Raw genomic sequence first — 12,454 nt, forward strand, 5'->3', positions numbered from 1 at the left:
TGTGAACCCTCAACCACCCGGTGGCGGGATTTATGCCAGCAGTCCCCGCTCGTATGCCAGCGACACGGCCTCGGTGCGGCTCGAAGCACCCAATTTGGCCATCACCCGGGACAGGTGCACGCTGGCGGTCTTCTCACTGATGTAGAGGCGGTCGCCGATCTGACGATTGGTCAGGCCCGACGACACGAGCTCCAGCACGGCGAGTTCCCGTGGCGTCAACAGGTCATCGCTGTCCGGTTCCACGCCGTCGACGGCGATACGCGCCCGTCGTGCCAACGACTCGATGGCCGCTCGAAGCGGATTGGCCCCGCAGCGGACGGCGTCGGCGTGGGCGGTGTGCAGCTCCGAGGCGGCCTCATCGCGCCAGCCGCCGGCCAGCAGCGCCTCGGCCAGCCGCCAGCGCGCGACAGCCTGCCAGTACTTGGTGTGCTTCCCGGCCTCCACCGCGACGCGCCAGGCCTCGACGTCGCTCTCGCCGCGGAGCCGGCTCAACTCGGCGTGCATCCGGGCGTCCATGCAGACGGCCTCCGGGCTGCGCATCTCCTGTCGCCACTGCCGCTCCAGCGTGCGGGTGTCGTGCGCCATCACCGATTCGTACAGCCGCTCGCCTTCGGCGATGGCGTCGCGGGCGGCCTCCTCGTCCCGACGGCTCCAGGCCTGTTCGGCGAGGTCGGCCAGCGCGGCCAGCGTGATCGTGCCGACGATCCGGGACCGGATCGGCACCGGATGGGGCAGCTCGGCCAGCCAGTCCAGGGTTCGCGCGCACTCGTCGACGGCCTCGCGGAGCCTGCCCCGCCACAGCGCCGCCTCGGCCACCGCGAGGCGCACCCGTTCGATGGTCACGGCGTCGTCGGTGCTGGTCATGATGCGCGCCGCCGCCGCGTCGACCTCCTCGAACCGGCCGGCGATCGCCAGCCGGTACAGGGCGGCGGACTCGATGATCAGCGCGGCCCGCGGCGGGGCGGCCGAGTGATCGCCGTCCGAGTCGCCGGCGGCCAGCTCGCCCGCGTGGAACAGGGCCTCGGCCCGCACCATCCGGCTCGTGACCGCGTAGTCCGACCAGGTCAGGCCGACGGCGGCGGCGCGGTCGGCGATCTCGTCCGCGATCGCGACCGCCGGACCGGTCCGCCCCTGGTCGAGCAGCAAGATCATCGCGTTCGCCAGGGCGCGGAGCTCGACGTTGTACGCGCCGACCGCCGCCGCGCGCGTCGCGGTGTCCCGGAGCATCGCCAGCGCCTCGTCGGGCTTGTCGTGCCAATAGGTGAAGACCGACAGCGTGACCATGGCGTCGACCGCGATGTCGTGCGCGCCGATCCGGGTGGCGATGTCGCGGGCACGGACGGCGAACCGCTCCAGCACGTCGAGGTCGAGGACCGCGCCGCCGTGCCACCGCCACTCCAGCGCCCGCAGCGCGAGGATCTTCGCCTGCACCACGCTCGGCGGGTGGTCCTTGATGAGGTCCCAGGCCTCGGCGGCGGCGGCCGCGATCTCCGCCGACTCCGACTGCATCGGGAACAGGGTCAACACGAGCTGGTGCCGGGCCTCGGCGCCGGTCTCCGGGTCGTCGGCCAGGGCCACCGCCGCGCGGGCGTAGGCGACCGCCCGTTCGATCTCGCCGGCGGCCAGCGCCATCCGGGATGCCAGGCGCTGCAACGAATACTCGGTGACGTCAGGGTCCGGGACCGCCTCGAACAGTCGAAGCGCCTGCTCGACGTGACGCAGAGCCTCGGCCGGGGCGCGCAGCTCGGCCGCCTCTTCGGCGGCCTGGACGGACGCCGTCAACGCCTTGGGGAGGTCGTTGCTCTGCAGGCTGTGATACGCCAGCGAGGCCGGCGAAGTCACCAGCCGGGCGTAGTTCCCGTGCAGACGGGCCCGCTCGCCCGGCAGCAGATCGCCGTACACGGCCTCGCGCAGCAGCGCGTGCCGGAAGGCGTAGCCGTGGTCGGCGGTGACCAACACGTTGTGCTGCACGGCTTCTCGCAGCGCCTCGTCGAGGTCGCCGATCTCGGTGACGGCTTGCAGCACCGAGTGTTCCACTGCGCCGCCGGCTCCCGAGGCGGCGCGGACCACCCGCTGGGCGTTGGGGCCCAGGTGTTCCACGCGCGCCAGTAGCACGTCGGCCAGGCCGGAGGGAACGCCCGTGCCGCTGCCGTAGACTGCGGTCAATTCCTCGCAGAAGAAGGCGTTTCCCTCGGAGCGATCGGCGATGCTCCGCAGCGTCGCCTCCGGCAACACGCTGTCCGACAAGGCCGCTACGAACGCCATCGCGTCGGTGCGGTCGAACGGGCGCAGCTCGATCCGTTCCACGGTGGACAGGCGGGCGAGTTCGGTCAGCAGCGGCCGAAGCGGGTGCCGGCGGTGCAGGTCGTCCAGACGGTAGGTGCCGACGATCAGCAGTCGTTGCCGGCTGAGCCGGGACACCAGGAACAGCAGGAGGCCGCGCGTGCCGGCGTCCGCCCAGTGCAGATCCTCCAGGGCCAGCAGGACGGTGTTGTCGGCGGCTCGTTCGGCCAGCTCGGTGTAGACGGCCTCGAACAGGCGCAGCTGCTCCATGGCGTCGTCGAGCCGGGAGCCGCCGGCGACCGGCAGCTGGCCCAGTGCCTCGACAAAGGGCAAATACGGCAGACCGGCGCCCTCGATGTCCAGGCAACGGCCGGTCAGCACGGTGACCCCCGCCCGTGCGGTCAGCTCGGCCAGCAGCCGGGACTTGCCGACGCCCGCGTCGCCGGCCAGCAACACCGCGCCGGCCCGGCCCTCGGACGCGGCGGCCAGCGCCGACTCCAGCGCCGCCAGCTCCGCCTGGCGGGCGACCAGCGGGACTCCGGATCCGATGCGCGGCACACTGCATGGTTGCACAGCTACGTGAGCAGCCCACGCTCGTACGCCACCGACACTGCCTCCGTACGGCTCGAAGCCCCGAGCTTGGCCATCACCCGCGACAGGTGCACGCTGGCGGTCTTCTCGCTGATGTAGAGCCGCTCGCCGACCTGGCGGTTTGTCAGCCCCGTCGACACGAGTTCCAGCACGGCGTATTCGCGAGGCGTGAGGAATTCCGTCTCCGGCTCCACCCCGGCCAGCGCGACGCGTGCCCGCCGGGCCAACGCCTCCACCGCTTCCCGCAGCGGCGTCGCTCCCATGTGGACGGCATCGGCGTGCGCGGCCTGGAGCTCCACGGCCGCCTCCTCGCGCCGACCATGGTCGAGCAACGCCTCCGCGAGCCGCCAGCGTGCCGTGGCCTGCCGGTACCGGAACATGTCGGCGGTGGTCACCGCGGTTCGCCAGACTTCGACGTCCTTCTCTCCGCGCAGCCGGCTCAGCTCGGCGTTCATCCGGGCTTCCTGGAGGATCGTTTCGGGGTGGCGGACCTGCTGCTGCCAGTGGATCTTCAGTGCGTAGTTGCCTAGCGCCAATACCTTCTCGTACAGGCGTTCGCCCTCCGTGACGGCGTTGCGCGCCGCCTCCTCGTCCCGGTTACGTCGGGCCTGCTCGGCGATGTCGGCCAGCGCGGCGAGCGCGGTCGCGCCAGCCATCCGCGAGTCAGTCACGCCGGCACTGGGCAGCTCGACGAGCCAGTCGATGACCCGGACGCTCTCGTCGACAGCGACGCGGGGGTCGCCGCGCCACAGCGCCGCCTCGGCCACCGCGAAGCGGACGCGTTCCACGGCGACGGCGTCGTGGGTGCCGGCCAAGATCCCGCCCGCGGCCTCGTCCACCTCGTCGAACCGGCCGGCGACGGCGAGTTGGTACAGCTCGGCGGCCTGCAACCGCAGCGCGGCCGACCGCGGCGCGGCCGAGTAGTCGCCGAACGGCTCGGCCGTCGACCGCTTGCCGATCATGAACGGCACCTCGATCAGTGCGATGCGGGCCTCCACCGCGATCTCCGCCCAGGTCAAGCCCACCGCAGTGGCTCGTTCGAGGATCTCTTCGACGACCGCGAGCATCTCGCCGAACGAACTCTGGTAGTAGCGGACGAACGCCAGATTCTTCAGGGCACGCAGCTCGATGGCGTACGTGCCGAGCGCGGCCGCCCGGCTCGCGGCGTCGCGCAGCAGATGTTCGGTCTTCTCGACCTCGCGTCGCCAGTGCGCGTACATGGCGAGCGTGATCTGCGCGTCGATGGCCACGTCCTCGGCCCCGACCAGGGTGCCGATCTCGGCGGCCCGCTCGGCCAGCCGCTCAAGGTGTTCGAGCTCGAGACCGGGTCCGCCGTACCAGACCCATTCCCGGGCGCGCAGCGCGAGGATCTGGGCCTGCACCACGCTCGGAGGCCGATCCTTGATCAGTTCCCACGCCTCGCCGACGGCGGCGGCCACCTCTGCCGCCTTTTCCATCGGCAGCAGCGTCAGCACGAGTTGATGCCGGGCCTTCGCGCCGTCCTCCGGATCGTCCGCCAGCGCCACGGCTGAGCGGGCGTAGGCGACGGCCCGCTCGGCATGGCCGGCGGCCAGCGCCATCCGGGATGCCATGAGCTGCAACCGATACTCCGTGACGCCGGGGTCCGGGACGGCGTCGAACAGTTGCAGTGCCTGCTCGATGTGGCGCAGGGCTTCGGCCGGGGCGCGCAGGTCCGCGGCCTCGTTGGCGGCCTGGACCGACGCACGCATCGCGGTCGGCAGGTCGTGGCTTTGCAGGCTGTGATACGCCAACGCGGCCGGCGAGGTGGCCAGTCGGGCGTATCGAGCGTGCAGCCGGGCCCGCTCTCCGGGCATCAGATCCCCATATACGGCCTCGCCGAGCAGTGCGTGCCGGAAGGCGTAGCTGTGGTCGGCGGTGACCAACACGTTGTGCTGCACCGCTTCCCGTACGGCATCGTCGAGGTCGTCGACTTCGGTGACGGCTTGCAGTACCGAATGCTCCACCGCGCCGCCGGCGCCGGAGGCGGCGCGAACCACCCGCCGGGCATTGGGCCCCAAGCGTTCCACGCGCGCCAGCAGCACGTCCGAGAGACCGGACGGCACCCCGTCGCCGTAGACGGCGGTCAGTTCCTCGCAGAAGAAGGCGTTGCCCTGCGACCGCTCGGCGATGCCCCGGAGCGTCGTCTCGGGCAGATCGTTGTCCGACAGGGCCGACACGAATGCCATGGCGTCGGCCCTGTCGAACGGTCGAAGCTCGATACGATCCACAGCGGACAATCGCGTCAGTTCGGCCAGCAGCGGCCGCAGCGGATGCCGGCGGTGCAGGTCGTCCAGCCGATATGTCCCGACGATCAGCAGCCGCTGCCGGCTCAGCCGGGACACCAGGAACAGCAACAAATCCCGGGTGGCCGCGTCGGCCCAGTGCAGGTCTTCCAACGCCAGCAACACAGGCCCCGGCTTTTCCGCCAACTCCGTATGTACGGCCTCGAACAGCCGCAGCTGCTCCATGGCGCCGTCGAGCCCGGAGGCGCCGGCGACCGGCAGCTGTCCCAGAGCCTCCACGAACGGCAGGTACGGCAAGCCGGCGACGTCCAGGCAGCGACCCGTCAGCACCGTGAATCCGTTTGCCCGCGCGCACAACTCCGTCAGCAGCCGCGTCTTGCCGACTCCGGCGTCGCCGGCGAGCAGCACCGCCCGCGCCTGCCCCTCAGACGCGGCCGCCAGCGCCGACTCCAGCGCCGCCAGCTCCTGCTGGCGGCCGATCAGCGGGACCCCCGACCCGGTGCGCACTACGCCAGCAGTCCCCGGTCGTAGGCCAGCGACACGGCCTCCGTGCGGCTCGAAGCCCCGAGCTTCGCCATCACCCGCGACAGGTGGACGCTGGCGGTTTTCTCGCTGATGTAAAGGCGTTCGCCGACCTGGCGGTTCGTCAGCCCGGACGACACGAGCTCCAGCACCGCCCGCTCTCGTGGCGTGAGAAGCTCGTCGCTCGTGGGGGTAATACCCGGCAGGGGTATACGTGCCCGCCTTGCCAAGGCCTCGATCGCTGCCAGCAGGGGTGCAGCGTTCATACGATGGGCCTCGGCGTGCGCGGAATTCAGCTCCTTGCCGGCTTCTTCGCGCCGGCCGGCATCCAGCAGCGCCTCGGCCAGCCGCCAACGCGCCACGGTGCGCTGGTAGATGAACCCGTCGCTCGGAGCCACCGCGGCTTGCCACAGGTCGACGTCGTTGACGCCGTGCAGCCGGCTCAACTCGGCGGCCATGCGGCCCTCCATGACTACAACCTCCGGATTCCCCGACTCGAAGGCCCACAGCGCGTGCATGGCGTGCGAGCCGTGCCGCTCGACGATCTCGCGGACACGCTCACCCTCCGCCACCAGCTCACGCACCGCCGTGTCGTCACGCCGACGCCGGGCCTCCGCCGCGAGGTCGGCCAGCGCGGTCAGCGCGATGGCCCCGGCCATCCGCGAGTCCGCCACGCCCGACCGGGGCAGGCTGGCGAGCCAGTCGAGGATCTGCCGCGCCTGGCCGAGGGCCTCGCCGGGATCCCCGCGCCACAGCGCGGACTCCGCCAGCGCGAACCGGATCCGTTCGAGGGTCCGCAGGTCGTCGATGTCGGCCATGAGCCGCTCGGCGGCCTCGGTGACCTCCTCGAACCGGCCGGCGATGGCCAGCCAGTACAGCCCGGACGCCTCGAACCGCTGTGCCGCCCACCGCGGCGCGGCCGACAGGTCCTCGATCGGCGTGTCCAGCGGCAGGTCGCCGAGGCTGAACCGGTTGAAGTGCCGGGATATCCGGGCCTCGATCGCCTTGTCGGACCAGGTCAGGCCGACGGCGGTGGCCCGCTCGATGATCTCCTCGGAGATGCGCAGCGCCTCGCGGGGCCGGCCGCGGACCGTCATGCTCACGGCGAGGTTGTTCAGCGCCCGGAGCTCGACCGCGTAGGCGCCGGTCGCCGCCGCCCGGGTCGCCGCGGCCCGGTACAGGCGCTGTGCCTCGGCCATCCTGCCCCGCCATTCGGCGAACACCGCCAGCGTCACCAGCGAGTCGATCTCGACGTCGTCGTCGCCGAGTTCCGCCGCCATCTCCCGGGCCCGTTCGGCCAGGTCCGTCAACTCGTCGACGTCGAGACCGCTGTGCCAGGCCCAGACCCATTCCCGGGCCCGCAGCGCGAGGATCTTCGCCTGCACCCGGCTCGGCGGCAGTTCCTTGACCAGCTCCCACGCCTCGGCGACGGCGACACCGATCTCCGGCGCGGCCGTCTCCAGCGGGATCAGCGCCTCCGCGAGCTGATGCCGTGCGTAGGCCCCGGACTCCGGGCCGTCGGCCAGCTCGATCGACGAGCGGGCGTACGCGATGGCCCGGTCGGCGTGACCGGCGGCCATCGCCGTCCGGGATGCCATCCGCAGCAGCGTGTACTCGGTGACGCCGGGCTCCGGCACCGTGTTGACCAGCTGCAACGCCTGCTCGATGTGCCGCAGCGCCTCCACCGGGGCCAGCATCGCGGACGCCTCCTCGGCGGCCCGGATCGACGCCGACAACGCGGTCGGCAGGTCGTGGCTCTGGAGGGCGTGATACGCCAGCAACGACGGCGACTCCACCACCTTCGCGTAGCCGGCGTGCAGCCGAACCCGCTCACCCGGCAACAGATCCCCGTACACCGCCTCGCCGAGCAGCGCGTGCCGGAAGGCGTAGCTGTGGTCGGCGGTGACCAACACGTTGTGCTGCACCGCTTCCCGTACGGCCTCGTCGAGGTCGTCGAGATCCGTGACGGCTTGCAGCACCGAATGCTCCACCGCGTTGCCGGCGGCGGAGGCGGCGCGGACCACCCGCTGGGCATCCCGCCCCAGCCGCTCCACCCGCGCCAGCAACACATCCGCCAGAGCGGCCGGCACGCCGGTGCCGCTGCCGTAGACGGCGGTCAGCTCCTCGCAGAAGAAGGCGTTGCCCTGCGACCGCTCGGCGATGCCCCGCAGCGTCGCCTCCGGCAACGTGTCGTCCGACAGGGCCGACACGAACGCCATTGCGTCGGCCCGGTCGAACGGCCGGAGCTCGACGCGTTCCACAGTGGACAAGCGGCCCAGCTCGGTCAGCAGCGGCCGCAGCGGATGCCGGCGGTGCAGGTCGTCCACCCGGTACGTGGCGACGACCAGCAGCCGCTGCCGACCCAGCCGGGACACCAGGAACAGCAACAGGTCCCGTGTCGCCGCGTCCGCCCAGTGCAGGTCCTCCAACGCCAGCAGCACGGGGCCGGGCATCTCCGCCAACTCCGTGTGCACCGCCTCGAACAACCGCAGCTGCTCCAGGGCGTCGTCGAGCCCGGAGGCGCCGGACACGGGCAGCCGGCCCAGCGCCTCCACGAACGGCAGGTACGGCAGGCCGGCGCGCTCGACGTCGAGGCACCGGCCCGTCAGCACCGTGGCCTGTGACCGTGCGATGAACTCGGTCAGCAGGCGGGTCTTGCCGACGCCGGCGTCGCCGGCAAGCAACACCGCCCCGGCCTTGCCCGCAGCGGCGGCCGCCAGCGCGGATTCCAGGACCGCCAGTTCCGCCCGGCGGGCGACCAGCGGGACTCCGGATCCGATGCGCGGCACATCGCATGCTTGCACATCGTCACCGCGACTGCGGCGGGTTGGACCGCTTCCACCAGCGCCGCCGCTGCCCCTTGCGAACCAGCCTGGTCTCCTGGGCCGCCTGCCTGAGCGCCTCCTGCTTGTCCAGCACGAACTGGTAGTTCGAGTCCTTGGCCTGCCACATGACGAACCTCCCCTTCCCGACGGTTACGAGGTTCGTGCTGAGGCGCCCCCGCCCACATTGGGCAGCCACGCAGTCCGGGCGCATGATCGGCGCATGGGCACTGAGGAGGGCTACCTGCTGGACAACGCCAGGACCGAGGCCGGCATCCGGTTCCGGGCGCTCGGCGAGCTGTTCGACCCCGGCACGTTCCGTCGCATCGAGGCCCTCGGAACCGGCCCCGACCTGCGGGTTTGGGAGGTCGGGGCGGGCGGGCCGACCGTGCCGGAGTGGCTCGCGACACGATTCGGTGACGTCCTGGCGACCGACTTGGACACCTCATGGTTCGCCGCCGCGCCGGGGGTAAGGGCCCTCAGGCACGACGTCGCCGAGCCGCCGCCGGAGGTCGGCTTCGACCTGATCCACGCCCGGCTGGTGCTGCTGCACGTGCCCGATCGGGAGCGGGCGCTGCGGCACCTCGTCGACGCGCTGAACCCGGGCGGCTGGCTGTTCCTGGAGGAGGCCGACCCCGCCGCGCAGCCGCTGATCTGCCTCGACGAGTACGGCCCGGAGCAGGAGCGGGCCAACCGGCTGCGGCGCGGGTTCCGAGAACTGCTCGCGGCTCGCGGCGCCGACCTGGCGTACGGGCGGAAGCTGCCGCGGCTGCTCCGCGAGGTCGGGTTGACCGAGGTGGGGGCGGAGGGTTACTTCCCGATCACCTCGCCGGCGTGCGTGGCGCTGGAGGCGGCTACCGTGCGTCAGATCCGCGACCAGTTGGTGGACAACGGACTGGCCACCGCGGACGAGGTCGGCCAGTACCTGGGGGACATCGAGGCCGGGCGGCTGGATCTGGCCACGTCCCCGATGATTTCGGCGTGGGGGCGCAAGTCGGGCATACCCGGCGGGCGACCTTGACGGCCCGTGATCACCGGCCTACCTTCTGGTACGCGGTAAGGAAACTTTCCTTACCAAATGTGGAGCCGCCGCCCTCCCCTTCCCTGCAAGGAGGGATGGATGTCAGCACGGTTCACCCGACTGCTGGTCGCGGTGCTGAGCCTGGGGCTGGTCCTCACGCTCGGGTCCGTGGCGAGCGCCTCCGCCGGCCGCAACACCGCAACCACGCCGGCCGCGTCGACGCCGAAGGCGTCCGACGCCCTGTTCTACGTGACGCTCTACGGCTTCGTGGACAACTCGCCGCCGAGCGCGATCATCAGCAACCCGGTCATCCACAGCAAGGCCGGCGGCACGGGGACCTTCTCCGACCCGGTCACCTTCGCCACCGACACGCGCGAGGAGAAGCCGGGCACCATCGTCTACTACGCGTACCTGAAGAAGTACTTCATCATGGAGGACACCTGCACGGAGTGCACCAAGGACTGGAACGGCAGCAACGGCGACAACCCGACGCCGGTCCGCAACGGTCACCACTGGCGCATCGACCTCTGGGCGGGCGGCAACTCCAGCGATCTGCACAACCCCGGCAAGCAGGCCCTGCTCGACTGTGAGGACGCCCTCACGCAGGACAACGGCGGCCAGGTGACCCTGAACCCGGCGTCCAACCTGCCGGTCGACACCACGCCGATCTTCAACACGAGCACGAACAAGTGCTACACGCCCTGACGGGCGGCTCGGCGGCCCGGACCGCGTGGCGGTCCGGGTTCACCGGGCTCGCGGCGATTCTGGTGGCAGGGGCGTGTTCCCAGCCGTCCGCTCCGGTGGCCCCGGCCGCCGAGACGACGGCGGCCGCCCCCGCCGACACAGCCGTGCTGACCCAGCGCGGCGACCCCACGCGGGTCGGCTGGAACCGGCACGAGACCGTGCTCACCCAGGCGACCGTCGCGGACGGCAGGTTCGGGCAGCGGATCGCCTATCCGCTGGACGGCGCCGTCTACGCGCAGCCGCTGTTCGTACCGGGGCTGCACGGCCACAACGCCGCCATTGTCGCGACCGAACACGGCAGCGTGTACGCCCTCGACGCGGACGCCAAGGGCGCGGCGCGGGCCCCGCTGTGGCAGCGATCCCTGCTGCCGGCCGGCGCGAAGCCGGTGTCCGCCAGCGACGACGTGAAATGCGAGTCCATCTCACCCGAGGTGGGCGTCACCGGCACGCCCGTGATCGACCCCGCCACGAACACCCTGTACGTGGTCGCGACCATGCACGGCCAGGCCGGCATCGTGGACCGCATGTACGCGCTGGATGTCAGCACCGGCAAGGACAAACTGTCGCCGGTGACGTTGTCGGCCGCCGTCGCCGGAAGCAACTCCAGCAACGGCAAGGTCCGCTTCGACGCCGCCTTCGAGCAGCAGCGCGTCGGGCTGCTGCTCCAGGACGGCGTCGTCTACGCGGCCTTCTCCTCGTATTGCAGCCGAATGCCGTACGAGGGCTGGATTCTCGGCTACCAGGCCAAGGACCTGCGGCAGGCCGTCGTCTACACGGACAACCCGGACCAGGGCAGCAGCGGCCGGCGCCCCGGTGGCGGCGGCATCTGGCAGTCGCAGACCGGGCTCGTCGGCTACCAGGGCTCGATCTTCGTGACAACCGGGAACGGGCCGTACAACCTGAACCAGCCGGGCGGCCGCAACGCGGGCATGAGCCTGCTGCGCCTGGTCCGTGACGGCGGGACGCTGCGCGTCGCCGACGCCTTCACCCCGTTCAACGTCACCTGTCTCAACGACCACGACCAGGACCTCAGCTCCGGCGCGCCGCTGCTGCTGACCGGGCAGGGCGAGGTGCTGGAGATCAGCAAGGAGGGCCGGATCGAGGTCACGAAGATCGACTCGCTCGGCGGCTTCCACACCATCGACGCCCCGTGCGGCCACCAGGACCGCACCGACGTCGACCAGATCGTGCAGGAGCTGCCGATCCAGACCGTGGCCGGCGGGGTGTGGGGCGCGGAGACCACGTGGACCGGCGGCGGCAGGACCTACGTCTACACCGCGGGCGTCGCCGACAAGCTCACCGCCTGGCAGCTGGTGGACGGCAAGATCGTCGAGCCGGCGGCGTCGCAGGCGCCGGAGGGACTGTCCTATCCGGGCGGCATCCCGGTCGTGTCCAGCAACGGCGACCAGCCGGGCACGGCGGTGGTGTGGATCGTCGGCAACCAGGCCGGCGGCCCGGTGCTGCGCGCCTACGACCCGACCGACCTGCGGCGCGAGCTCGTGCACGAGAAGCTGACCGGCTACACCAACTTCACCGTGCCGACGGTGGCGGACGGCCGCGTCGTGGTGGGCACCCAGCAGTCGGTGCTGATCTACGGCCCGCTTTAGGCTGCGTCCCATGTCGGCGACGAGGTTGTTGGTGTTGGGAGTGGTGCGGGGCTACGGCCGCGCGCACGGCTACCTGATCGGCCACGACCTCATGGCGTGGGGCGCGGACGAGTGGGCCAACGTCAAGTGGGGCTCGATCTACCACGCGTTGAAGCAGGGCGTGAAGGCCGGTTTCCTGCGTGAGGACTGGGCGGTGCCCGGACGCACCGACTACGAGCTCACCGAGAAGGGGGAGCACGAGTTCCAGCGGCTGCTCGCCGACGCCCTGCGCAAGCCGGACCCGCGGCCGGACATGCTGGCCGCCGGCCTGGCGATGCTGCCGGCGCTGACCCGGGCGCACGCGCTGGCCCTGCTCGACCTCCGGCTGGCGATGGTGACGGCCGTCCGCAAGGAGGCCGACGCCCAGTTGGCAGGCCGGCAGGAGCCGCTCCACGTGCGCGAGCTGTACCGGCTGCGGGTCCGCAACGCGTCCGACGACCTGGCCTGGACCAGGGGACTGATCGATCGGCTGGAGGCCGGCGAGTACGCGATGGCCGGCGAGCCGGGCACCGTCGGCAAGCCCGGCAGCTGGCCCCATCCGGACTGAACCTTATTCAAGTT

General features: G+C 71.5%; 8 protein-coding genes. 4 read left to right on the forward strand and 4 right to left on the reverse strand.

Annotated features, from left to right (window positions below; translation table 11 throughout):
• Positions 1-30: 30 nt before the first annotated feature.
• From BCF44_RS30230 to BCF44_RS55780, 4 genes are read right to left on the reverse strand one after another with little or no spacing between them, the layout of a single operon-like run.
• Positions 31-2,841, reverse strand: a complete 2,811-nt coding sequence (locus BCF44_RS30230; protein ID WP_116177825.1) for a helix-turn-helix transcriptional regulator — start codon at positions 2,839-2,841, stop codon at positions 31-33.
• A gap of 17 nt (positions 2,842-2,858) precedes the next feature.
• Positions 2,859-5,645 (reverse strand): helix-turn-helix transcriptional regulator, encoded by a 2,787-nt coding sequence (locus BCF44_RS30235; RefSeq protein WP_116177826.1) that lies wholly within the window; start codon positions 5,643-5,645, stop codon positions 2,859-2,861.
• The gene (locus BCF44_RS30240; protein ID WP_116177827.1) at positions 5,645-8,449 is read right to left on the reverse strand and encodes a helix-turn-helix transcriptional regulator; all 2,805 of its coding nucleotides are present in this window, start codon (positions 8,447-8,449) and stop codon (positions 5,645-5,647) included. The genes BCF44_RS30235 and BCF44_RS30240 overlap by 1 nt, the downstream gene beginning before the upstream one ends.
• Before the next feature lie 19 nt (positions 8,450-8,468).
• Positions 8,469-8,612, reverse strand: coding sequence for a hypothetical protein (locus BCF44_RS55780; RefSeq protein ID WP_170217833.1), 144 nt, complete (start codon positions 8,610-8,612; stop codon positions 8,469-8,471).
• Between the two features lie 93 nt (positions 8,613-8,705).
• Here BCF44_RS55780 and BCF44_RS30245 point away from each other — a divergent pair, with 93 nt between their 5' ends.
• The 4 genes from BCF44_RS30245 (at position 8,706) to BCF44_RS30260 (ending at position 12,440) form a co-directional block, all read left to right on the forward strand.
• Positions 8,706-9,503, forward strand: coding sequence for a class I SAM-dependent methyltransferase (locus tag BCF44_RS30245; protein ID WP_116177828.1), 798 nt, complete (start codon positions 8,706-8,708; stop codon positions 9,501-9,503).
• A gap of 99 nt (positions 9,504-9,602) precedes the next feature.
• Positions 9,603-10,208 carry a hypothetical protein gene (locus tag BCF44_RS30250; RefSeq protein ID WP_116177829.1) on the forward strand — a complete coding sequence of 202 codons (606 nt, stop codon included), beginning with the start codon at positions 9,603-9,605 and terminating at the stop codon, positions 10,206-10,208.
• Positions 10,193-11,854, forward strand: coding sequence for a hypothetical protein (locus BCF44_RS30255; RefSeq protein WP_116177830.1), 1,662 nt, complete (start codon positions 10,193-10,195; stop codon positions 11,852-11,854). The genes BCF44_RS30250 and BCF44_RS30255 overlap by 16 nt, the downstream gene beginning before the upstream one ends.
• Positions 11,855-11,864: 10 nt before the next feature.
• Entirely contained in the window at positions 11,865-12,440 is a 576-nt protein-coding gene (locus BCF44_RS30260) for a PadR family transcriptional regulator (RefSeq protein WP_116177831.1), read from the forward strand.
• Positions 12,441-12,454: the final 14 nt, after the last annotated feature.

Source organism: Kutzneria buriramensis, assembly GCF_003387475.1.
GTDB classification, from domain to species: domain Bacteria; phylum Actinomycetota; class Actinomycetes; order Mycobacteriales; family Pseudonocardiaceae; genus Kutzneria; species Kutzneria buriramensis.